Below are 21,981 nucleotides of genomic sequence, written 5' to 3'. Positions count from 1 at the left end.
TAGGTCGGCTCACGTGTCGTCAGAGTCAACTTCCCAGATTATACATTGAACGACAAGGGCGCTTAGACCTTGTAAGAATTTAATCTCAGATGATGTCATATGTTTTTTATAAAAAGTATTATTCCGTTCTCCATTCATTAGCTTTCAATCCATAGATTATTCGTCTAGAAACCTTCCATTGATAAATTCGTAATCTCGTAGTTCACCTTCACGTTTAAACCCTAATTTCTCAGGAATTGCACGGCTCTTTAAATTATTTGTAGCTGCACCTATCTCAATTTTATGTATCCTGTATTCACTTGCAAAAGGGTAGTCACCACTATCTTGTTCTATCCAATCATATCCATCTATAACTTTAAGCAGCATATCTTTTGGACAATCAACTATGAGATCCCAATCATTCACTGTATTTGATAAATTCAAATAATATAACAATCCACTTCCACCAAGTGAATAAGTTAATTCATTCTCTTCAAACCTTCTAATAATCGGTAAGATTTCTTTATGATCTAACATGGTTGACCTCCTAATATGTGTGGTCTTATAACGATTCTGTATTCATGAACTCACCACCGACTTAAGGGGTAGCTGCCTAGCCTCGATGCGGTTAGTCAGTATGAAAGTAAATATAGTGCTATCTGATGAAGCACACTCCGAAGCGATACTAAAAGAAGCTATATATTCCGTCTTCAAAATAGTCATATTCTTCATCCGTTATTCGTAACTTGCCGTATGCGTTAAAAAATATTTCTTTATCTCTTTCATTATCAAAAGCATTATATTTTGGTCTAATGGCCAATGCTACATCATATCTTGGATCCCCGTACGCAGCTCCTGACCAGTCAATAACTCCAACTATATTGCATTCATTAACTAATACATTATCTATAGTAAAATCGCCATGAATCAAAGTGTTATCTATTGGTCTGGGTCTTACTTCTTTCAGCCCTTTAAGTCGTTCTTCTGATCCGTCTACAGCAAAGTGAGTTAGATTATATTCTGCTTTATCAAGCATTGTATCTAACCAAGGATGATCATTTTTTAATAATTCAATAGGGCAAGAACATTCATGTATTTTCTTCAAACAACGTCCAAAGTTAAAAATAGCTTTTTCTTTATCTTTGAGATCGGGCTCTTTAGATAGAAATTCTCTTAAACTTATTCCATCAATTGGACTTTTCCGATTTGTTCTATTATTTGAATTGGGAGGTCCTGAATATTCATGCATTCATCCTTTCTCACAATTATTCACTTTTAGAGAGCGTTCCCTACATTCACGAATCCGAGAGGCTTAAGAAGGATCTTGTACATCTAAGTTATGGTGGGAGTATATTCCTGTCCTTCGACATCAGTTCAAATGGAAAACATCTGCTTTCGAAAATATATTATGTGTTCACAGTATCCATGCATTCATAAATGTTGATATCCATTTTATTTATCCTCAAATTTATGTGGCTCTTTAACAAAACTTTTTAAAATAAATCCACACGTTATACAAATTACATGAGTAACATCTGATCCTAATGTTAGCATCTTTTTCATAGGATATACCCTAGCTTCGCCGTGCGACTTGCCCTCCCCAAATTTTGTTCCTCCACATTCAGGACAACATTCTTCGTTTCTCATCTCGAACCTCCTTCTGAAATTAATCTTTTCATTACTTCTATATAGTCCTTATGTAACTTTCCATTATCAACTGTAAAGCCCATTTTTTTGTAAACGGCTATTAGATCATCGTGTGAAATCGTATCATCTGAAACTATATCACCAGTAATATGAGTCACACTTTCTTTAATCCCCATTTCAATTAGACTGTCATGAAACAAAGGAACTACCTTAAGAAATGTGCTACAAGCCAACGGATCGCTACTATTTCTATAGGCGTCAGGTAGTACTCCTGCAAGGTCATCCCCTTCCTTCTTCAAAATAGAAAATTAACTTATAGCAGCCTGCTAAGCATATAATGGGACTATGTCTTGTCCCCCGACATTCAACAATATTTCTCCTTTAAAATCTGTACATACTTCACATCAATTCCAGTAATTTTGGAAATTGTTCCTATATCAATTCCCTCTTTTAGGGCGTTACGGGCAATTTTTAAATTATATTTAATTTTTGAGATTGTACCCTTTAACAAAGTATCGCTAAAATCCAAACAGTCATCAGTAATCTCGCCATCTAAATTAAATTCAATGTCATAACTACCTATATCTTCTTCCAAATAAAATATATCGACTGAACAAAATATAACTGCTTCTGCGACATTGAAAGAATACTTAAGATAAATAGAGCGTTCTTGAACACTTAAATATTCTTCATACAGCTTACCTTGAAATGTGTTGTGATAATCGTCTTTCTCTTCTTCACGCCATTTTCTAAAGCACTCCCAAAAGCCATCTACAGTTCGTTTTATTGCATTATGTTGACTTTCCCAAGCAAGCAAAGCTTTTTTATTCATTAGTCATTTCCTTTACTTTTACTTTAAATATGTAACTCCATTTTAACATGCTTGATTGAGTTAATCTGCCCGTTAGCTTAATGAAATAGATAAAGATTCTTATCAACACTGGTACCAAGTTCTTAAACGTTTCAACGATGAACTAGTCCTTACCTTTGATCGAAAAAAACTAATTCCTGATACAAAAAAAATCGTTATTCATGCGAATTCTTAAATTCATGTACTTTTCTCGCCACAAGGTCTCCATCATGATTCTATTTAGATAATTACCTAATTCGAAATAAAACAAAAAACCGCTAATATAGCGACTTTGTATGGAACTATATTCATGTCTCGCGACATATGAATAATATAAACAGAAAACATTTTTTCATTTGCTGCTCCTTATATATCTTAAGTTTTACATTATGTAAAAATATTTTTATCTACTTGATCAACTCACTATCGTATACAGACGGGACGTCGGCCACATCAGTTTTATATTTCACTATAACCAAACTATCATGTCTCGTTATTTAAACAGGCTACCTATATAGGTAGCCTGCCCCGTATGACATATGAAATTAACAAAGGATGCTCATATCATAATTCGAAATGCTCACGAACTAATCTGAATTGTTCTTCGATACTCATGTTAGGTGTTCTTTCAAGTGTTTTGATACAATTATTAACGCAAGCATTTCTAATTTCATGGGAGAATTTCACCATAGTTTTGTTGCCATGTTTAATCGTTTCTGCTGGTTTTGATGTAAGCTTAATAACATCCAAAATCATCTTATGGTCTTCTCTAAAGTAATATAGTCTTTCTATTTCTTCATCAGATGTATAAAGACACATTATTCTTTCTTTAGGAATAAAGGGTAGGATGTGTTGAGGCATTATTCCTAAATCTATAATAATTGGTCTATCCGTTGGCATTTTCAATAAATCAATAGCGAAAAATTCCATCATCTCTACAACGATTTCACAAAGCCACCGAAATTGCACATCAGTAGGCCTATTAAACCACTCCTCCCAGTCTAAACCGGGATGAGGATATTGAAGAGCAGGATATTCAGTTGGACTAGTGAAGGGTCTATACTTCAAGATATCGTCGCTCAACGTTTGAAATCCTAACTCTGCTACAAATTTCTTTGTCATCGTTGTCTTCCCCGCGCAACAACCACCATTTAACCAATACACATGCTTTAATTGTTCTTTTAAATAATTGTAATTTATTCTCATTTTAATCCTCCTCAATTTTTAATATTGAGGGAGGTTACGGATTCTTATCGGTTTTCTATAACAGTTAAAACACATAATATAATCCTCCTTTTCTTATTACTGATACTTTCAATCATTATTTTTTGAATACTGATGTGATAATCATTTCTGCACATTCTTCCGGCGTATTCAAACTCGTATCGACTGAGCAGCTATAACGGATGTGTTGGGACATTATTTTATTTTGCTCATCGGATTGATCTTCTCTTCTGTCACCACGTTCTATATTTCGCTTACGACAAAGGTCTAACGGGCAGTACACCTCAATCATATCCAAAGGATATCCAGCAAATATATCTTGGACTTTATCATAATGCGGCTTTAATTCCGGTCTTTCAACAAGTATCCCATCGATTAAAACATTCTTTCCATGATCCGAAAATAATTTTGCTGTATGATACATCATAATGATGGCTTCACTTAAATACTTCCAGTAGTCTGTTTGCAAATGTTTATCACCAATCGTATTTTCAAAAAGATCATTGGCCACAACATAAAAAAAGGGTTCAGAGTAATCTTGCATCGCTTCTACGATTGAAGTTTTACATGAACTGGTTACGCCATTCAGAAATATTATTTTCCCTTTATCCATTTTCTCGTCATCCTTTGCATGGGTTATGCTTGTGTGTCTACCACTTCTTCGAATTGCAAAATACCTAGACCTGTAATGACTCGTTCGAAAAGAATAGATCTATTCCATGTTCATTGCTAAGAATAATATTGTTATTAATCCACTAAATAGATGCATTATTAAATCAATTAAGTTGAACTTATAAGAATTTCTAGAGGTTTTTCTGATCGCTGATGCTATTACTGAGAATGGAATCCATCGAATTACCATATCGAACGAGTATGTGCCACATGTATTTTAATTCCTGAAGCACTTCTTCGTAGTTACCTCTGTCAGACCAGAGATCAGGATTGCGTTTCAAATCGTTGACAGCATTCCCGATCACACTTGCGTCAATGTTACCATTGCTTGCAATCCGCTTCGCTAATGATGGCATGGTTGGACCCCTAAAATCAGAGGGCACTTCCTCCGCACGCATCGCAAATCCCATATGCCAAAATAGTTCAATGGAATATTTGATGCAGATTTGCTCTAAGTAATTCCCTATTTCTGTTCCTTTGAACGATGGGTCAGCCACTAAAATTTCCACATCATCTTCAAGAACGATATCTCCATGAATTTGAGTTTCGATAAAATGGTTAAGATTCCGATATGGAGCCAGTTTTGATGGGTCCTCTAACGGACGTTCCAGATTATACAATAGCTGCTCTATCAATTTTTTAGGAGTCAGATCTTTTTCTCCAATAGCATAATCCCGAAAGAAAGCATCCGTAAAAAGCGCAGATAAAATATCGTCTAATTCCTCAACCGTCCCCTTTTCCTTCGGATCATCTTGAGAGCCACCGAAAGTGAACGTACAGCGGTGTGAAACATTCGGTTTTAAAAGAAAATAACAAGATCCGAATCGTGGAGACGGCCCATCCGGATGCAACAACAAATGAAGAGCCCCATACTTTGGCCTTTCAAAGTTGGTTACACCCTCTAACTGATAAGCTCCGCCAAATAGTTTTTCTTCCCAAAGATCCCTTGGACCACCTGAATAAGCCGATACGCTCCCATTGGATATGAGAGTCTCGAACTGACTTTTATAGATCCCCTGCTCAAATAATGATTGGGCCACACTTTTCAACTCTACAACCGGACGATCAGGATGAAAATGCAAAGCCACCCTTGCATGGGATCTAAGCTTATGAACTGCTTCTTCAAAGGTATTCCAAGGAATATTGGATAACTGAAAAATTTCTTTGAGTGATGCTTGAGCCTCTTTCTTTTGGGATCTCGCGCAATGACTTATGTATTCAATTGCAGCGTTCTGAGATGTTGTAAGTTGTCTGTTGTTCGACACAAGAAACACCAACCTTCTCAAAATTGATATTTCAATCTACTCTATACTCGTATTGTTTTAATATAGTTTTTGAATAGACTTTAAATTGCATATATTTCGTCTTACGTTCCTATATTCATGACGTCCCTTCATACGCCTTCTATGAAACAATAACATCTCTTTAATTAATATATATCTTAAATGCCGAGTAATCTTGATCGGGCTTAATAAAAATTAATATTTTTTCGCGGATGTGTGCGGATGTGTCCGGCTGCTTCTGCTTCCCCATTGTGAAATGCCTCATCGAACCACATATGGCTCCTTCTGAACCGAGGGCCGATGCGTGGATATAGTGTTAGATGATGGGGCTGACTTCCATTAAATTACATAACATTATTCTGATTCTCTATATTCTTTAAATACCTAAAATACAATTGCTTATTAAAATAGTCATTTACTAAAATAATCAAAAATAATAATGGAGATATCAATAATACTTTCCATACCATCTCAGTATCATTTTTATTTATTAAAAGAAGAATAGTTATCAATGCAATTACAGCAATTAATCCTATATATTTATCTCTGCTCTTATAATCAATTGTTTTCGCGAATGATCCAAAGACTGTACCAATTACGACTCCAATAATGGCTGGCTCTGAGAATGGCACGCCGATCAAATATAGAATTCCAAGCATGGTTGTGAGGAAACCTATACTTGAAAGAAATATCATTAATTTATACTTCATTTCTGGTTTCATGATTGAGAACTTCACCGCCTTTCAAACCATTCATCTAACGTTTTCCCTTAGATAGCTCTTATCTTAGGCTGGGTCGTTTGTTGTCTAAGCGTTCTTCCATGATTATACATCTGAAAATCAAGGGGTGGTAGCCCCGCAACATGAATACATTGTTATGCGCCATTACTGTCTTCAAAGTATTACCTAAAACCTTTGGTCAAGATTCCATCTCTATTTTTCACTTTGGTATACAAACTCAACTTCACCATCTAGCAAATATCGATATTCAAATAATTGCATTGTTCTTTCCCTAATTCTCTCCCGTATAACCGTGCCTAGGCTTACCGATCCTTTTGATCCAAGGTAACCATTATTAATAAATGTCTTCTCTACAAATTTTGTTTCTTTTAAGTGATACTGTAACCATTCTTTCTGCGATTCAATTAGTGCTTCTCTTGGTTCTCTATCCAACTTAGAAAGAAGCTTTTTATATATTTGATTCAACTCTTTATCCCAAATCTCTGTATATTTGCTTTCCAAAGCCCCCCATCCCAATGTTGTAATAATCTCTTTGGAATTTTGAAATTCATTAAATTCCACTTCATAATCATGATCTATAGGATTTCGAAGCATTTCATCATAAAATTCTCCTTTCAAATCAAGGTTCCCAATGCTCATGGTTAACACTTCATTGTTAGAAGCATCTGATCGACCTTCAGTTATTTCTTTCGATTCTGTTCCATTACCTGTACTCACTACATCAGGAGGCAGTTCAGAATTCATTATTGAATTAGTTTCGCTGTTCAAAGTAGTCGATTGACTACTATTTTGACAAGATGAAAACATTATCGTAATAAAAAATAAGAAGAGTATCTTACCTTTCATAAATGATCTCCTTAAATATTATCTTTAATATTTACCGGTAATGGCGCATAACTTTCCTGTATTTATGAACCCGAAGGGTTGTCTTGTTGCAATACTCCTCCAAATTTTTCTAGCAGACCAAGGCTCCGTTAGGAGCCGCTGCTTGAATATTATGTTATACGAATCCCACTCCCCTCCTTCGCATATCCGCTTTGGTTCGCATAACTCCATAGGGAGGAAATGCGAAGTGCCGAACAAGAAAAGCTTTAAATTAAACTCAGGCTGGAACGATGCTGTACAGTTATTTATTCAAGATTGAAAAGTTAGGAACTTCAGTAGGAGAGCATTCGCCGTTATCGCAATGGCTTGGAAAAACTTTCAGCAGCACCTCAATGCTTTGGAACTGCAACTACGAGATCTCTCACCTGCCGTCTTCAAAAAGCAAGTGCTGCCCAGCCTGCTTGACGAGCCCTTTGGCGCAGATATCAAGCCGTTTCAACTACAACCATCTTCTGCCCACACGTTTACCGACGAGCATCTATTCCAACTGCTTGCACTGATGTCTTACTGGATGAAGGTTCCCTGCGAGTTAACCATGGGAAAGGAAGGAAGTCACGTTTAGTTCCGATTGAACGAATTGCCGCGGGTGAATTGAAGCACTATTTGCTGGAACGTGGCAATCTGGAGCATAATGCCCTTTGGGTCAACTTGGATAATCAGCCCTTTTTGCCTGGCGGCATTCGCACGATGATTGCCCGCTACTGCCAAACCGCCAAAATTGATGACATTCAATGCTCCTGCTATACCTTTCGACATACATATGCCAAGAAATACTTATTAAATGGCGGCGACGTCTTCACGCTCAAGAGCATAATGGGGCACGCCCAAATCGAGACGACTGAAATGTATGTTGAATTATTTGCCAGCGATTTGCAAGCCCAGCATGAGAAGTTCAGTCCCATCGAACATTTAGCCGAAGTTCTTCACCTGCTACCCGAGAGCGAGGTGAAGAGTAAATGAATGTTGGTCGTCGACAAAACAAGCTGGAACACGTAGAAAATTCAAGCCAAGCGAAACAACAACTCAGTTTTGAAGATCTGCTTCATTCCTTTATTCTCGATTGCAAGGCCAAAAACCTTTCGCCATTGACACTTCTATTTTACCAAGACAGCGCCAAGCAGATGAAAGGCGCATTTCTGGTGCAGCAAGTACCGTTTGATATCTATTCGGTATCGATTCGCGAAATCAAGAATCATTTTATTGCCTATCTGTTTGATCAAGGCAGGTCGGACAATACGGTAAACGGACGAATCAAGGCCATAAAACAATTTTTCAAGTACTTATTTGAAGAAGGCTGGCTGACAGAGAACATTGCAAAAGATCTCCATGCGGTCAAAGCCAAGAAACTGATGATTCAAACGTTTACGAAAGAGCAGGTGGTCTCCATCTTTGAGCAACCGTATCAAAAAACGTTTACTGGTTATCGAGATTTTACAATGATGATGGTGTTGCTTGAAACGGGGATGAGAATCGGGGAGCTATGCAATTTGAAGACGAGTGACATCTTTTTCAAAGAATTGGAGATTCGGATCACGAAGGGAAAAGGTGGACGGGCACGCAGAGTGCCGTTCCAACAAACCTGCGGGAAAATCATTCGTAAATACATGGACATACGAGGAGACATGGAGACCGATGCCTTATTCGTCAACATGGACAACGAACAAATTAGTACACGCGCCTTGCAAGACAAAATGCAGACCTATGGTAGCGTGTCAGGCATTACCGGCGTCAGAGTCTCCCCACACACGTTCCGGCATACAATGGCTAAATTTTATATTTTGAACGGTGGAGATCCGTTTACACTTAGACGTATCTTGGGGCACGCTTCGCTAAAAATGGTTGACTACTATGTCGAGTTGTTCAGCAGCGATATCAAGCAGCAACACAAGAAATTTAGTCCCGTGGAAAATATGAAACGCATCTTATAATCTAGCATTATCTGCCCTTTCATCGGCTGGTTTTTTGAGATTCCTCTGGAAAAATTGGCGGCTTCTTCCTTATTCCAAATCGGTTTCATGACCCAATTTCTCCAGTTTCATTTGCTCTCACACTGGGTTTTACACCCTTTGGGCAAAATTTAGAGAGGATATTTAGCAAATAGATAACTTTAACATTTACTATTTCCTGAGCTTCAATTTCTATTCTGCCCTCAAAGGTAGCCTGATTGTAAAAATTGAACCTCGATTAAGCTCACTTTCCACCTCAATCGATCCTTCGCACAATTCGACGATGCGCTTTACCAACGTTAATCCGAGTCCGTTCCCCACCATTGTACGAGAAGCATCGCCTTGATAAAATTTGTCAAACATCCGCCGCATCGTCTCTTGGCTCATCCCGCATCCTTGATCCTCAAGACGAAATACCACCGCCCCACCGCGTTGCCATAAGCCAACCTTTAGCGCCCCGCCACCGCTCGAATGCTTAATCGCATTATCCAACACATTGATCCACACCTGCTGAATCAAATGTTTATTGCCACATATCTCGATCTCGTCGTCCAAGGCAAGCTCCAACTGGAGGTTGCGGGCACTCCACTTCGGCTCCAGTATCAGGATCGCCAGCCTGACTTGCTCGTCCAGGCGATAGACGGACTTTTCGCTCACGATCTCAATATTCTCGACCTTCGACAGGTTGAGAATACTGGTCGATAAACCGACCAATCGTTCGGATTCCTGAATAATGCTGTCCAGATATTCCTGTTTGTCTTCCTCGCTGAGGCCACCCTTCTTCAGCAATTTGGCGAAGCCGCTGATCGAGGCGATCGGAGTCTTGAATTCATGGGAGAAATTCCGCACGAAATCACTGCGTAACGACTCAATCCCCTTCAACTCCTGCACCATCTTGTTAAAGCTCGCCGCGAGTGCATCCAGCTCAAAAACAATGCTTCCCTTCGCCGTCACCTCAGCGGAAAAATCCCCCTTCGCCACCTTACTCGTGGCTTCCATCATATCCCGGATCGGCCTCACCGAGCATCGGCTCAACAGCGCGGCGATCACCACCCCCAGGAACAAGCTGATATATAACAACACATACACCCCGCGCATCGGCGCCGGCTGATTCATGTCGAGCAGACCTGCCCGATAAAGCAAAAAAGCAAGCAAGCCTGCGGAACCAATCGATAGCACCATGACCACAAATACCAACGCTACCAAGGAAAACGCCAGACTGATTTTTTGTGGAACAATTCTATGCCTGCTTGGCATCCTTCTCACCCCTTTCACACGCGCTTCGCGATCTTGTATCCCAACCCGCGCACCGTCACGATCTCAAAATCCGGATTGCCCCTGAATTTGTCGCGCAATCGATTGATATGGACATTCAAGGTATGGCTATCTATCTCGGTATCCTGCCCCCAAATCACTTCCATTAAATGCAATCTAGTAAATATTTTGTCAGGATAGCTCATCAGCTTGAACAGCAAGTAAAACTCCTTTTGGGGCAAAAAAGTTTGCTCCGCTCCTCTCGTAACCGTTAGCGCGTTGTAATCCATTGTGGTCTCTCCCAACACGAGCTTGTGCTCGCTGGCAGCCTGCGCTCTGCGCAGCAGTGCCTTAATACGAAACAGCAGTTCCTGCTCGTCGAACGGCTTCGTCAGGTAATCGTCCGTCCCCGCAAGGAAGCCTTGGTGCTTATCCGTGATATCATGCATAGCCGTCACCATCAGGATCGGGATATGGTCCCCAACGCTGCGCAATTCCTTGCATAATTGATAACCATCCATCTCCGGCATCATCAGGTCCAACACAATCAAGTCAAAGCGCTGCCCCTCCATCCTGCTCAGCGCCTCGAGCCCATTCTTAACCGGATAGGCATTAAACCCTCCATGCTTGAGCACAGCGCAGAGCAGCTTTTGCGTATTGGCATCATCTTCGACCACAAGTATATTAAACACGGTGCACCCCTCCCTCCCCATAGCCTTATTATACTGTCTCAAAGTAAACCGAACATCAACCTCGATTCGCAGCCTCACTTGAGGTTCAGTTGATATGGAGCGACTAAAGTACTGGTTATCCCAAATAGAGAGAGGTTATAGAATGAGAACAATCAGAAGAGACACCATGGGCAATACCAACGTCATCCAGCTTGAGAATGTCAGCAAGAGCTTTGGCAATTACCAAGCCGTGCACAATCTTTCATTGGAGGTGAATCGCGGGGAGGTAATCGGCTTCCTTGGGTTGAACGGAGCCGGCAAGACAACGACCATCAAAATGCTGCTTTCGTTACTGAGGCCATCATCCGGCAGCATCTACATGCTTGGGAGCAAGGTAGACGCCGGCAATTACAAGCTATGGGAGAAGGTTGGCTATTTGGAGGAAGCCATCTTTTATCCAGAACTTACGGTTACGGAAAATCTGGACATTGCCCGCAGGATGCACCTGATCTCAGACCGCAATTCCATTGCTCGCGTCATCGAGCAACTTGATCTGGGAGCTCATAAGGACAAGAAGGCCAGAACGCTATCCCTCGGTAACAAACAACGGTTAGGATTGGCAAAGGCTATGCTCCACAACCCGGAGGTATTGATACTGGACGAGCCGATCAACGGACTTGACCCTGCCAGTGTTGTCGAAATCCGGGAGTTGCTGCTCGACTTGTCGCGCAATCAAGGCGTCACCATCCTCATCTCCAGCCACCTGTTAGAGGAATTATCCAAGCTGGTGGACCGTATAAGCATCATGCACAAAGGGCAGCTCATCCAGGATATGAAGGTAAGCCAAATGGAGCAAGCCCTGCAAAAAAGCGTCATCCTGGACGGACGCAATCGCGTTGCCCTGATGCGTATTCTTACAGAGCATGGGTACAGCTATGAAGAAGCCGCGGACGGGCGCTTGGCCTTGGCAGAAGGCCGAGCGATCACGCAGCCGGAGAAAATCGCAGAAATTTTAGTGCGAATGGGCCAGCCGCCGACTCATCTGAGCGTCGTGACGGAAGATCTGGAAGGTTATTTCTTGCGCATGATCCGTACAGAGGGGAGGAAGCAGGCATGAAGCTCCTTTCACTCCTTCACAACGAAGCTCGTAAAATATGGCGTTCTGTCGTCTTTTGGGTTATGCTCGGGGCCTTTACGGCATTGCCCCTGATGATTGCTATGTTCAACAGTTCCACAGCGCACTGGGACGCCTACTTCGCAGAGCTGCTCGGCTCCATAGGTGCCTTGCTCGTCGTAGGATTTTCATTCACTTCCGCCTGGGTTTTTGGAGTGGAGTACACGAACAATACCATCAAGGACATCCTTGTGAAGCCGGTCCCCAAGACCTATACGGTATTGGCGAAATTTATCGCCATCGCGATCTGGAATACAGGAATGGCTATTTTCACCTTTGCGGTCATCGCGGGCGCGGGTTCCCTGATTGGCGTCGGCGGAGGATCCATATCCGCAGTCTTGCATGTTTTCTGGCCATTCATGGCCGCCAGCCTGCTGATCATGCTCGTCAGCACGACGAGCGCTTTCATCGCCAATCTCACCCGAGGCTACCTCGCACCGATTGGAGTCACCTTTGTCATTGTCATCGTCTCCAATGTAGTCGTGCAGTTGGGCTTCGGACCTTATTTCCCATGGACGATTCCAGTCCTGCTGCTAACCGGAGCCGAGCTCCACTGGAGCAGCATGGCGATACTTGCTGCCACAGGACTAGCAGGATTCGCCGGAACGGTGGCTTGGTGGCGATTTGCCGAGAATAAGTAACAGCCCTGCTTTGGAACAGTATAGCCTTTCGGTATTCGCCGAGACAGGGTTTTCCTTGAAGCATCGTGCACCCTCCTACGTTGTAGGAGGGTTTTTCATGTCCTTACCTATTGCACGCTGGGAAACTGTAGATACTTTTCTTTCAAAAAAGCTTGACGGTTTTCACTTCCGCCTTAATCACGAGAAGGGTTGTCGTTTTTTCCATTTTCTCGATTGGAGCGTGTTGTCGTAAATTCTAACATTATTAGAGTTTCTTATATTCAATCTCCCTTACTCATCGTATTCATATACAATTTTATAATGGCATCGCATCCTTCTACCTCATATTGCCTAGGAATGGGAATCACATCATAATTAGATTCTCACATCCTAGTATAGCCATGTGACTCTTTTGTCCGAATATATGATCATCTATATTGAAAATTTGCATTGATAACAGTCACTACCTAAACAGTTAAAAACAACTACCCAGCACATTACTATGTAGTATGATAAAAATAAATCCGGTCGAAATAAGTCCTGGAAGAACATCGGCAGACTGCGGTACGCATTGCTGTGGGCCTTGCCCATGAATTTATAACCTATCACTCCAATGCGTAGATGTGGAGTGCTACGATAAAAATGCAGTCGAAAAACACCCTCATATGAAATCAAATGAAAGCAGACGAGGGGACGAGAGACAATGAATCAATACGACAACATATTCAATGAAGAAGCGGTACGACTAAGTGATGAGATTGGTCCAAAGAAAGCCACCGATCAATTAGGTGTCTTACCATACGTTACAGGGATGGAGAAAACAAAGAACCCTGCACGGCGACGGAGCGCATATCGGGAGCGGACGCGCTTATGCATCTGCCGATAAGTCCGCGCGTGAAATCAAATTAGAAAAAGAAATAGGCGAGTTACGTCGTGCAAATGAAATTCTTAAGGATGCACTCGGTTTTTTCGCAAAAGACCGGAAGCGGTAAAGGCATGCCAGCTCTATGCTTACATCCATGAACGACGAGATCCATGGACCGTCAAGGAGATGTGCGAAGGACTTGCTGTCAGCGAATCAGGCTATTACCGTAGCTTGAAGCCCACACCCAAACGGGAGTGGCAACAACGCCTTCTGGTCAAAATTAAAGAAATCATCGGAGAACATGAAGACAACACGAATTACGGTGTCCGCCGTATTCTGCTGGCGCTGTCACAAATAGAGATCACGACCAGCTACAGCACTGTCTACCGCATCATGAAGAAGCACGGCCTACTGCAGAAAGTGAAGCATCATCCAAGCGGTATTACACGCGAGGATGCCGCAGCTCAAAAGAGCGAGAACCTGATCCAGCGAGACTTCAGCGCTTCAGCACCGAACCGGAAGTGGCTATCGGATATCACGGAGATCCCTTGCTCAGACGGCAAGATCTATCTGTCCGCGGTGCTGGCATACCGAGCGTGTCTGGCAAAATGCGGTGCCATTCAGAGCATGAGCGGCACAGGGCGCTGCTATGACAATGCAAGAATGGAAAGCATCTTTGCTACGCTGAAGAAAGAAAAGTTATATAAGATCAAAACCGAGCACTATCCGATGGCGCATGTCAAATCGATCATCTTCCGATACATCATGGTCTACTACAACAGGCAGCGGATCTACACCACGTATCCAGGGGGCTGGCCCCCAACGATTTATCGTGAAAGAATGCTGTCACAAGCAGCTTAGCAACAAGATTTCTTCATGAGTGTGTTTTCAAACTGCACTTTTCTTGACAACTCCAATGTTTCATTCGTGGTCCTTTACTTAATTCACTTCTGCGTGTACACGCATACATTTCTCATCCCAGTTGTGCCCCGTCTAATGACTTCTTGCCGGGCGACCAACTCTGCCTTAGTCAAACTACCCGGCTCGACCATGCTGAGACCGCAGTAGCACGCCTTACATAGCCTTCCAAAAAAGAACGTCCCTTCTGCCAACCGGCAACAAGGGATGTTCTTCGTCATTACACAAGTATGGAATTAATGCCCCATCATTATGATAGTATCATTTAACTGTCAATTTTGTAGAGCTTAGCGAGCCCGCCTTCTGCCGTTTCACGGTAACGGCTATTCATATCCTGGCCTGTCTCATACATGGTCTGCACAACCAGATCAAAAGATATTTTACGGGTACCAGACAAGAATTTAGCTAGGCTCAGCGCATTGATCGCCCGCATCGCACCGACAGCATTCCGCTCAATGCAAGGGATCTGAACCAGTCCGTTAATTGGATCACAGGTTAACCCCAAGTGGTGCTCCATCGCAACCTCCGCCGCATACTCTATCTGGTCGATCTCCATACCTGACAATTCAGCCAGTGCAGCCGCTGCCATAGAGCAAGCCGTGCCCACCTCCGCCTGACAGCCGCACTGAGCGCCGCTGATCGAGGCGTTCTGCTTGACCAGATTGCCAATGAGCCCGCCAACGGCCAGAGCCCGGAGGATCCGTGCGTCCGGGACCTGCATCTTCTCCTGCATATAACGGAGCGAAGCAGGCACAACACCACTGGCTCCACAGGTCGGGGCCGTTACGACTGTGCCGGCGGCGGCATTCTGTTCGTTGACGGCGAAAGCGTACGCGCTGACGATCCGGTTCTCACGTGTCTCAGGGCTCTCATCCACATGCCCCTGATGATAGAGATATTTCGCCTTGCGTTCGACATGAAGACCGCCTTCCAGAATACCTGTGACGGATAGCCCCTCGTCGATTGAACGCTTCATTGCTTCCCAGATGCCTTGGAGGAAATCCCAGATCTGTTTGCCTTCACGCTGTTCGACGTAATCGCTTAGACGGATATGATTCGCTTTACAAAAGGCACTGATCTCTGCAAAGCTGTTCTCCGGGTAAACATCAGGCCCATGCGTCTCCTCCCGCCCCTCAATTACGATATCCCCGCCGCCGATACTGGCAGCACGCATAAATGCGATTTGCCGCCCGTCTTTGTAAGCGAACAAGTCCATGGTATTGGGATGGGGCAGAACAAAGTCAGGCTGTGGAGCAAATTGAACCTCCGCTGGAGCGGGTGACAATGCCCGAATAATGGCCTTATCCGTCATATGGCCTTTGCCTGTTTTGGCAAGGGAACCATAGATCAACGCCTTGAACTGGTCTGCGTCTTCATTCTCTGATCTGAAGATTCTGGCCGCTTTCTCCGGCCCCATGGTATGGGAGCTGGACGGTCCGCTGCCAATCTTAAATAGCTCAGTCAACGATCTCATAGCACCCTCATCCCTTCTCAGTTGTGTTTGGCTAAGATCTTCATCCTGCGGCTTGACCGGCCTTATCGCCCATTCCTCTGAAAACGTTCCTTGAGCTTCATCAGCCGCTCATAAATCCCCTCTTCATCAATGGCCATGTCGTTCAATTGGTGGGTAAGCTGAAGACCTTGATTCTCCGAAAAAGCTTGTTTCCAAGGGTGCGACACAATCGAATGAGTTAGATGTCTTGTAGAGCGGGGTGCCTGCATGATCATCTCTGCCAGCTCCCATGCCCGTGGAAGAAGCTGTTCACGAGGCAGTACCTCACTGACCAGACCGAGGTCTAATGCCTCTTGTGCAGTAATGTTCATTCCCGTGTATGCGTAGTATGCTGCTTTTTTGCTTCCCAGTATCTTTTGAAGTGCCAGAACAATTCCGTCTCCAGGCGGTACACCGCCAAGATAATGGGCATCGAAGAACGCTGTGTCTTCCGTACAAATGGTAATATCACACAGCGTCCCCAGCTGCCAGTGTGCGCCTGTGCCATTAATCGCCCCAATCGTGGGGATGTCAAGGCAATGAACCATATTTTCAATCATTCGGAGTGACTCATGGTACATTTCCAGCTTCCGGCGATTCGGCCAATCCCTGAATTTGGTTGTCCATACTTCAGGATTGCCTGTCTGCCACAACTCTCCTGTCCCTGTAAGGATCATGACCTCATTCTCAGGATCACGGCCAATATCTGACCATACATGACCATAGGCTGCTTGGACCGGCCAGTCGAATTGTAAAGGTCCCCCGTTAGTGTGCATACGCACTTCGAGTATGCCGCCGCGGCGGGTCATGAGAAATAAGTCCTTGTACTTCTCGGAGTACTCTTCGAACCGTGCAGGTCCCGTCATCTTTCTATTGAACATCTTTGCCCATCAGGCGTCCCTGCATTTTCTTCAGCCGCTCCAGCGCTCCTTCTTCATCAATAGCCATGTCGTACATCTGATGGGCCAGCTGGAATCCTTGATCGGCGACAAGAGCCTGCTTCCAAGGACGGGAGATAATGGAGTGAGACAGATGTCTCGTTGAACGCGGTGCCTGCATGATCATCTCCGCAAGCTCCCAAGCGCGGGGAAGAAGCTGCTCACGGGGCAGGACTTCACTGACAATACCCAGCTCCAAGGCGGTCTGACCATTGATTTTCTTGCCGGTGTATGCGTAGTAGGCTGCTTTTTTGAAACCGATCATGTTCTGCAGCGTGAGCAGCATTCCATCTCCTGGAGGCGTGCCTCCCAGATAATGCGGATCGAAAAAGTCAGCGTCTTCCGTACAAATGGTAATATCACAGAGCGTTGCGAGTTCACAGTGCGTTCCCGGCCCGTTGACCGCCCCGATGGTCGGAATGTCGATGCAGAAGATCAGATTTTCAAGCAGTCTCAGCGATTCGTGATACTGTTCGAGCTTCTTCTGCTTCGGCCAGTCCATGAATTTCGTATTCCAGACCTCAGGGTCCCCGATTAACCATTTATCCCCTGTGCCTGAAATAATCATGACTTCATTCTCAGGGTCGCGGCCAATATCTGACCAGGCATGAGACCAGGCGGTATGGGCTTCCCAATTGTGCGTGTACGGACCTCCGTCGGTGTGAAGCCGCACTTCGATGATTCCGTCACGGCGGGTCATTAACAGGAATTCCTTGTATTTCTCCGAGTACTCTTCAAATTTGGTCGGTCCAATCATACGTCTCTCTGTCATTGTAATTCCTCCTAAGTTTGGTTTAGAACTTATCTGTTACTTTCAAGCCAATCTCTGGCAAAAGCTGCGTAAGCCGCAGCCCCTCTATGAAGCACCTCATCCGAGAACCTCGTCTTTGGATGGTGTACAGGGTAACTATAACCTTCCTCGGCATTGCCTGCGTTAAGGAACACTGTGGTACTTGGCACCGCCTGTGATACAAATGCGAAGTCTTCCGATCCCATTAATTTACCGCCGGGTACCAGCTCAGTTATACCGATATAGGAGCCGTCGCCAAAGGTATTTGCAATCGAAGCCCTCATTTGCTCATTAAGTCCGCCATCCGTTTTCACTTCAGGACAACCCCTGGTATAGATCACTTCCACCTTGGCCTGAAAAGTATCTCCGATCCCTGCACTAATTTCGCGGATACGGGCTTCCACTTTATCCCGCAATGCAGCGTCAAATGTGCGTACGCTTCCTTTCAATCTGGCCGTATCGGGAATCACGTTGTTCGTAGTTCCGCCTTCCATCACGCCAATGGTAAGGACTGCATGTTCAATCGGAGAAATTTCCCGGCTGAGGATACCCTGCAGTGACAGATGAAGATGAGCAGCCACATTCAAAGGGTCCACTGCCGCCTCGGGCATTGCGCCATGTGAGCCCCTGCCGCGGATGATGATTTCGAACCAATCCGACGAAGCTGAAATCGCGCCACCTTCCTCAGGTACTACAAATTGTCCGGCAGGAAGCGGCATTCCGGTCAATACGTGAAGCATCATGGCTGCATCCACTTTAGGGTTGTCGAGAATCCCATTCTCCAGCATCATCTTTGCCCCGTGCAGCGTCTCCTCACCCGGCTGAAACATAAGCTTAACCGTGCCTTGAAGCTCATCTTCGTTAGCCTTCAGGATCTCTGCTGCTCCGAGCAGCATGGAAGTATGCATGTCATGACCACATGCGTGCATGTTTCCGTTCAACGACGCGTAAGAAAGCTCAGTCTCTTCTTGAATGGGCAAAGCGTCCATATCCGCACGGATCAGAACCACCTTCCCTTCATGCTGCCCGCCAATAGTAACTGTCAGCCCTGATTCCCCTACAGGAGCGGGATTAAGCCCCATCGACTCCAACATCTCTTTTACGTAGGCCGTTGTCTTGGGCAGACTTAAATCAAGCTCCGGAATCGCATGAAGATGATGCCTGTACGTGACCATTTTGTCCTGCAACTGCTGGGCCATACTCAATAAGTCTCCGGCTTCTTCAATCACAATGAACATCTCCCGAAACACAAAATAATTGAACGTAAAAACAGAGCGGATATTCCCCCTTTATATTTTAAGACTTTTTAAGAACACTTTCATCGTACTCGCATTTTCATGCGCTGTCAAGATATATTAAGACATTTTAAGAACATTATTTTGTAGACTGCCGGAACATTGAAATATCACATTTATTGTGATATAACTCTTTTGATTGAACTGTAAAATGAAAGGAATCTATCATGAAAATCAAGCTGGGTATTATCACGCCAGAGACCCATATGGACTATTTCCGCGCCATTGAAGAAGAAATGCAGACCTTATGCCAGTTCCGGTTTCTTACTATCAGCAATTTCCGGGAAACCACAGACCTCTATCTCAAAAACTTAGATTCGGTGGATGGATTTGTGATCAGTGGCAGGATGCTTTACGAGTCAATCGATAAGGAATGCCTGGATGAAAAAGTACCTGTTCACATTTTGCAGGATGATGAAAACCTGCTTTACAGGGAACTTTTCCGGCTGCTGGTCACAGAACCTGGGCTTGATATATCCCGGATCTATGTGGATTATGCGTATATCATCGAGTCTTTCAGCGAATTCCAGCAATACCTGACTCATGAGGGCAAGCCCATTGACAGTGGAAATCTGCTCGAACAGGTGGAGACAATGCTGGAGAACCATATCACGCTGTGGGAAGATGAGAAGATAGATCTGTCCATCACGGCGTTCGGCCATTTTGTCCCGGAACTGCAAAAGCACGGAGTCAGATATATCTTAATCCGCCCCACCTTGGAGAACGTCAAAGAGACCATAAGAGAGATCATCAACGAGATTACCATCCTCATGCTTAAGAGTCAGAGGGCAGTTGTCGCATGCTTATCGACCAAAACGGCGGATCCGCCATCTGAAGAGCAGCTTCATGAGCTAAAGGTCCTTGTCGGCAGGTTTCTGCGCAGCGTGAATCTGGCAGACACAGCCCAAATTTCGGAAGGCTTTGTCAGACTATACACCACCTATGGAAATTTCATGAAAATCACCACTAACGCGCATAACTGCACCCTGCTGGAGTATCTGGAAGAGCGCATAAGCGACAAGGTGAAGATCGGGTGGGGCTCGGGGCATGAATATTTTCAAGCTAACATTAACGCCACCAAAGCTCACAGACAGGCGGAAGCCTTTACGGGCAGCTGCAGCTTTTTTATAAACGAGGATCAGAAGGTTATCGGCCCAATGCGGAGCATGAATGTCATACAGTTCTCTGAACAGGGGGACCCGGAAATCATTGCGTTAGCCAAAACTATCGGAATAAACAACATCAACCTGCAAAAAATCATGTCCTATGCAGAAATCATGAGAACAAATAAATTATCCTCTGAGGATGTTGCTGGGTGCCTGTCCATGACCGTCAGAGGTGCAAACCGTATCCTTAACAAAATTGAAGAAAGTAAATACGTACAAACGGTATTTGAAAAACGAGACAACAGTAAAGGGCGACCCAAAAAATACTACGAACTGTTGTTTCTCGACAAAGAAGGGCGCAAATTAAGTAGATGACACGCATTGTTTCGTTTGCCGTCCGTTTTGACTTTAAATTAATAGACGGATTGTCAAGCTAAGTGCGACAGCTCCTTTGAAAAGGATTCGTGAGCGGTTCTCCAACCCAAGCATTTTCGTGGTCTGTCGTTGATCAAGCGCAAAGCGGTCTCCAAGGCTTCATCCGTGATTTGTGTGAAATCTGTCCCCTTGGGGAAAAACTCTCGCAAGAGGCCATTGGCATTCTCATTCGAGCCGCGTTGCCAGGAAGAATACGGATCTGCGAAATACACCTGTAGGCCATGAGCTTCTTCCAGGCTGGCGTAACAGGCGAACTCCTTGCCACGATCTGCAGTAGCGGTTTGAAATGCACCGACAGGATACTGCGAGGCTGCTACACCAAAAGCAATTTCCATGGACAAAGCTGTACGGTCAGGCATGGGAATGGCGGTGTACAGTCGGGTCTTGCGTTCGATGAATGTAGCTACGCAGCCCTTGCTTTTCCCACGGCCCGAGACGACCGTATCGAGTTCCCAATGACCGAAGGTTTTCCGGGAACGAACCTCTTTCGGGCGCTGAGAGATGGTCTTACCCAAAGCGAACTTGCCGCGTGTCTCTGCAGGCTTCTGCCGCTTACCTTTGTGACGGAGGACGGCAAGCATCCCTTTCACCAAACGGCCTGTATACAGCCAGCGATAGATGGTTTTAAAGCAGACCACCACAGGCTGTCCCTCTTGACGGAGTCGTTCTACGATCTGCTCGGGAGACCACGTGGCTTGAAGCTTTTCTTCAATAAGGACTGACTGCTGCGGTGTCCATTTTCCGGCAGGGACGGAGGACTTACGTCGCTGGACATAGCTTTCCTGAGATCGCTCGGCACGATAGGACTTCTGCGTTTCGTTTCGACGGAGTTCTCGGCAAATGGTGGCATGATGCCTGCCCAATTCACTGGCAATGGCTCGGGCACTTTTCCCTTGCTGGTGGAGGATTTCTAGCTTGCTGCGCTCGATTATGCTAAGATGTGTGTAGCTCATGGTGGATTCTGCTTGTGTGAATGTGGTGTAGGAACCTTCATTCTACACGAATCCGGCCATGGGCCATTTTTTATTTATTTCCAGCAGGTGTCGCACTTCATATTACAATCCGTCGTCTCATTAATTCAAAAAGTTCTTCATATTTTTTTATACTTACTTCCGTATTTAAGACAATGGATTTCTCCACCCTTTTATCATTCAGGTCACTCCTTTAGTTAGTTTTGAATGTAGGGTTGTGAACTGA

At 44.3% G+C, this 21,981-nt stretch carries 23 protein-coding genes and 1 pseudogene; 7 read left to right on the top strand and 17 right to left on the bottom strand.

Translation table 11 applies throughout. The features are described 5' to 3' along the window. Nucleotides 1-156 precede the first annotated feature (156 nt). The 10 genes and pseudogenes from JNUCC31_RS33595 to JNUCC31_RS27915 all read right to left on the bottom strand — a co-directional run. Nucleotides 157-282, bottom strand: a pseudogene (locus tag JNUCC31_RS33595) (GNAT family N-acetyltransferase); the annotation flags it as partial. Between the two features lie 382 nt (nucleotides 283-664). Further along, entirely contained in the window at nucleotides 665-1,228 is a 564-nt protein-coding gene (locus JNUCC31_RS27955; RefSeq protein ID WP_192266553.1) for a phosphotransferase family protein, read from the bottom strand. Nucleotides 1,229-1,431: 203 nt separating this feature from the next. Then, nucleotides 1,432-1,626, bottom strand: a complete 195-nt coding sequence (locus tag JNUCC31_RS27950) for a transcription initiation factor TFIIIB (RefSeq protein WP_079413157.1) — start codon at nucleotides 1,624-1,626, stop codon at nucleotides 1,432-1,434. Beyond that, the gene (locus tag JNUCC31_RS27945) at nucleotides 1,623-1,925 is read right to left on the bottom strand and encodes a hypothetical protein (RefSeq protein ID WP_192266551.1); all 303 of its coding nucleotides are present in this window, start codon (nucleotides 1,923-1,925) and stop codon (nucleotides 1,623-1,625) included. The genes JNUCC31_RS27950 and JNUCC31_RS27945 overlap by 4 nt, the downstream gene beginning before the upstream one ends. 65 nt (nucleotides 1,926-1,990) lie before the next feature. Beyond that, a complete protein-coding gene (locus tag JNUCC31_RS27940) occupies nucleotides 1,991-2,458 on the bottom strand; it encodes a hypothetical protein (RefSeq protein ID WP_192266550.1) in 468 nt (155 codons plus the stop codon). 582 nt (nucleotides 2,459-3,040) lie between these two features. After that, nucleotides 3,041-3,682 (bottom strand): hypothetical protein, encoded by a 642-nt coding sequence (locus tag JNUCC31_RS27935; protein WP_192266548.1) that lies wholly within the window; start codon nucleotides 3,680-3,682, stop codon nucleotides 3,041-3,043. Nucleotides 3,683-3,797: 115 nt separating this feature from the next. Further along, nucleotides 3,798-4,313 (bottom strand): phosphotransferase-like protein, encoded by a 516-nt coding sequence (locus JNUCC31_RS27930; protein WP_192266546.1) that lies wholly within the window; start codon nucleotides 4,311-4,313, stop codon nucleotides 3,798-3,800. A 190-nt stretch (nucleotides 4,314-4,503) separates the two neighbouring features. Next, a complete protein-coding gene (locus JNUCC31_RS27925; RefSeq protein WP_192266545.1) occupies nucleotides 4,504-5,637 on the bottom strand; it encodes a DUF3626 domain-containing protein in 1,134 nt (377 codons plus the stop codon). Between the two features lie 362 nt (nucleotides 5,638-5,999). Continuing rightward, the gene (locus JNUCC31_RS27920) at nucleotides 6,000-6,377 is read right to left on the bottom strand and encodes a hypothetical protein (protein WP_192266543.1); all 378 of its coding nucleotides are present in this window, start codon (nucleotides 6,375-6,377) and stop codon (nucleotides 6,000-6,002) included. A 210-nt stretch (nucleotides 6,378-6,587) separates the two neighbouring features. Beyond that, nucleotides 6,588-7,241 carry a lysozyme inhibitor LprI family protein gene (locus JNUCC31_RS27915; protein ID WP_192266541.1) on the bottom strand — a complete coding sequence of 218 codons (654 nt, stop codon included), beginning with the start codon at nucleotides 7,239-7,241 and terminating at the stop codon, nucleotides 6,588-6,590. A gap of 340 nt (nucleotides 7,242-7,581) precedes the next feature. On the opposite strand from JNUCC31_RS27915, the gene JNUCC31_RS33590 reads away from it, so the two are divergent. Genes JNUCC31_RS33590 through JNUCC31_RS27905 form a run of 3 tightly spaced genes read left to right on the top strand, consistent with a single transcriptional unit; the run spans nucleotide 7,582 to nucleotide 9,208 of the window. Further along, on the top strand, nucleotides 7,582-7,842 hold the full coding sequence (locus JNUCC31_RS33590) for a hypothetical protein (RefSeq protein WP_228469276.1): 261 nt from the start codon (nucleotides 7,582-7,584) through the stop codon (nucleotides 7,840-7,842). Beyond that, nucleotides 7,728-8,240 (top strand): tyrosine-type recombinase/integrase, encoded by a 513-nt coding sequence (locus JNUCC31_RS33585; RefSeq protein WP_323374400.1) that lies wholly within the window; start codon nucleotides 7,728-7,730, stop codon nucleotides 8,238-8,240. The genes JNUCC31_RS33590 and JNUCC31_RS33585 overlap by 115 nt, the downstream gene beginning before the upstream one ends. Further along, entirely contained in the window at nucleotides 8,237-9,208 is a 972-nt protein-coding gene (locus tag JNUCC31_RS27905; RefSeq protein ID WP_192266539.1) for a tyrosine-type recombinase/integrase, read from the top strand. Before JNUCC31_RS33585 ends, JNUCC31_RS27905 begins: the two co-directional genes overlap by 4 nt. 210 nt (nucleotides 9,209-9,418) lie before the next feature. Here the strand turns inward: JNUCC31_RS27905 and JNUCC31_RS27900 are convergent, their stop codons facing one another. Together JNUCC31_RS27900 and JNUCC31_RS27895 are read right to left on the bottom strand one after the other, a co-directional pair. Beyond that, nucleotides 9,419-10,483, bottom strand: a complete 1,065-nt coding sequence (locus tag JNUCC31_RS27900; RefSeq protein ID WP_192266536.1) for a HAMP domain-containing sensor histidine kinase — start codon at nucleotides 10,481-10,483, stop codon at nucleotides 9,419-9,421. Between the two features lie 14 nt (nucleotides 10,484-10,497). After that, a complete protein-coding gene (locus JNUCC31_RS27895) occupies nucleotides 10,498-11,172 on the bottom strand; it encodes a response regulator transcription factor (RefSeq protein ID WP_192266534.1) in 675 nt (224 codons plus the stop codon). Nucleotides 11,173-11,314: 142 nt separating this feature from the next. Between JNUCC31_RS27895 and JNUCC31_RS27890 the strand changes: the two genes are divergently transcribed. From JNUCC31_RS27890 to JNUCC31_RS27880, 3 genes are all read left to right on the top strand, one after another. Next, complete coding sequence (locus JNUCC31_RS27890) at nucleotides 11,315-12,268, top strand: ABC transporter ATP-binding protein (protein WP_192266532.1); 954 nt, start codon at nucleotides 11,315-11,317, stop codon at nucleotides 12,266-12,268. Beyond that, nucleotides 12,265-12,966, top strand: coding sequence for an ABC transporter permease (locus tag JNUCC31_RS27885; RefSeq protein WP_192266529.1), 702 nt, complete (start codon nucleotides 12,265-12,267; stop codon nucleotides 12,964-12,966). Before JNUCC31_RS27890 ends, JNUCC31_RS27885 begins: the two co-directional genes overlap by 4 nt. A 1,075-nt stretch (nucleotides 12,967-14,041) precedes the next feature. Continuing rightward, nucleotides 14,042-14,671, top strand: a complete 630-nt coding sequence (locus JNUCC31_RS27880) for an IS3 family transposase (RefSeq protein WP_228469275.1) — start codon at nucleotides 14,042-14,044, stop codon at nucleotides 14,669-14,671. Between the two features lie 322 nt (nucleotides 14,672-14,993). On the opposite strand, the gene JNUCC31_RS27875 is transcribed toward JNUCC31_RS27880, so the two are convergent. The 4 genes from JNUCC31_RS27875 to JNUCC31_RS27860 form a co-directional block, all read right to left on the bottom strand. Continuing rightward, nucleotides 14,994-16,202 carry an L-serine ammonia-lyase, iron-sulfur-dependent, subunit alpha gene (locus tag JNUCC31_RS27875; RefSeq protein ID WP_192266525.1) on the bottom strand — a complete coding sequence of 403 codons (1,209 nt, stop codon included), beginning with the start codon at nucleotides 16,200-16,202 and terminating at the stop codon, nucleotides 14,994-14,996. 62 nt (nucleotides 16,203-16,264) lie between these two features. Beyond that, nucleotides 16,265-17,101, bottom strand: coding sequence for an enoyl-CoA hydratase/isomerase family protein (locus tag JNUCC31_RS27870; RefSeq protein WP_192266523.1), 837 nt, complete (start codon nucleotides 17,099-17,101; stop codon nucleotides 16,265-16,267). Continuing rightward, entirely contained in the window at nucleotides 17,091-17,930 is an 840-nt protein-coding gene (locus JNUCC31_RS27865; RefSeq protein ID WP_192266521.1) for an enoyl-CoA hydratase/isomerase family protein, read from the bottom strand. The genes JNUCC31_RS27870 and JNUCC31_RS27865 overlap by 11 nt, the downstream gene beginning before the upstream one ends. Nucleotides 17,931-17,959: 29 nt before the next feature. Continuing rightward, complete coding sequence (locus JNUCC31_RS27860) at nucleotides 17,960-19,186, bottom strand: M20 metallopeptidase family protein (protein WP_192266518.1); 1,227 nt, start codon at nucleotides 19,184-19,186, stop codon at nucleotides 17,960-17,962. Nucleotides 19,187-19,410: 224 nt separating this feature from the next. Here JNUCC31_RS27860 and JNUCC31_RS27855 point away from each other — a divergent pair, with 224 nt between their 5' ends. Next, nucleotides 19,411-20,724, top strand: a complete 1,314-nt coding sequence (locus JNUCC31_RS27855; RefSeq protein WP_192266516.1) for a transcriptional regulator — start codon at nucleotides 19,411-19,413, stop codon at nucleotides 20,722-20,724. Nucleotides 20,725-20,777: 53 nt separating this feature from the next. Here the strand turns inward: JNUCC31_RS27855 and JNUCC31_RS27850 are convergent, their stop codons facing one another. Next, complete coding sequence (locus JNUCC31_RS27850; protein WP_192266514.1) at nucleotides 20,778-21,737, bottom strand: IS30 family transposase; 960 nt, start codon at nucleotides 21,735-21,737, stop codon at nucleotides 20,778-20,780. Nucleotides 21,738-21,981: the final 244 nt, after the last annotated feature.

Origin of the sequence: Paenibacillus sp. JNUCC-31, from assembly GCF_014844075.1 — a bacterium.
Lineage (GTDB): Bacteria > Bacillota > Bacilli > Paenibacillales > Paenibacillaceae > Paenibacillus.
The sequence above is the reverse complement of the archived record's forward strand: the minus strand, read 5'-3'. Positions and strand labels throughout refer to the sequence as shown.

Coding starts and splice junctions, on each gene's coding strand:
- JNUCC31_RS27955 (WP_192266553.1), bottom strand. CDS start 1,228: ATGCATGAATATTCAGGACCTCCCAATTCAAATAATAGAACAAATCGG.
- JNUCC31_RS27950 (WP_079413157.1), bottom strand. CDS start 1,626: ATGAGAAACGAAGAATGTTGTCCTGAATGTGGAGGAACAAAATTTGGG.
- JNUCC31_RS27940 (WP_192266550.1), bottom strand. CDS start 2,458: ATGAATAAAAAAGCTTTGCTTGCTTGGGAAAGTCAACATAATGCAATA.
- JNUCC31_RS27935 (WP_192266548.1), bottom strand. CDS start 3,682: ATGAGAATAAATTACAATTATTTAAAAGAACAATTAAAGCATGTGTAT.
- JNUCC31_RS27930 (WP_192266546.1), bottom strand. CDS start 4,313: ATGGATAAAGGGAAAATAATATTTCTGAATGGCGTAACCAGTTCATGT.
- JNUCC31_RS27920 (WP_192266543.1), bottom strand. CDS start 6,377: ATGAAACCAGAAATGAAGTATAAATTAATGATATTTCTTTCAAGTATA.
- JNUCC31_RS27915 (WP_192266541.1), bottom strand. CDS start 7,241: ATGAAAGGTAAGATACTCTTCTTATTTTTTATTACGATAATGTTTTCA.
- JNUCC31_RS33590 (WP_228469276.1), top strand. CDS start 7,582: ATGGCTTGGAAAAACTTTCAGCAGCACCTCAATGCTTTGGAACTGCAA.
- JNUCC31_RS27905 (WP_192266539.1), top strand. CDS start 8,237: ATGAATGTTGGTCGTCGACAAAACAAGCTGGAACACGTAGAAAATTCA.
- JNUCC31_RS27900 (WP_192266536.1), bottom strand. CDS start 10,483: ATGCCAAGCAGGCATAGAATTGTTCCACAAAAAATCAGTCTGGCGTTT.
- JNUCC31_RS27890 (WP_192266532.1), top strand. CDS start 11,315: ATGAGAACAATCAGAAGAGACACCATGGGCAATACCAACGTCATCCAG.
- JNUCC31_RS27885 (WP_192266529.1), top strand. CDS start 12,265: ATGAAGCTCCTTTCACTCCTTCACAACGAAGCTCGTAAAATATGGCGT.
- JNUCC31_RS27875 (WP_192266525.1), bottom strand. CDS start 16,202: ATGAGATCGTTGACTGAGCTATTTAAGATTGGCAGCGGACCGTCCAGC.
- JNUCC31_RS27870 (WP_192266523.1), bottom strand. CDS start 17,101: ATGTTCAATAGAAAGATGACGGGACCTGCACGGTTCGAAGAGTACTCC.
- JNUCC31_RS27865 (WP_192266521.1), bottom strand. CDS start 17,930: ATGACAGAGAGACGTATGATTGGACCGACCAAATTTGAAGAGTACTCG.
- JNUCC31_RS27860 (WP_192266518.1), bottom strand. CDS start 19,186: ATGTTCATTGTGATTGAAGAAGCCGGAGACTTATTGAGTATGGCCCAG.
- JNUCC31_RS27855 (WP_192266516.1), top strand. CDS start 19,411: ATGAAAATCAAGCTGGGTATTATCACGCCAGAGACCCATATGGACTAT.
- JNUCC31_RS27850 (WP_192266514.1), bottom strand. CDS start 21,737: ATGAGCTACACACATCTTAGCATAATCGAGCGCAGCAAGCTAGAAATC.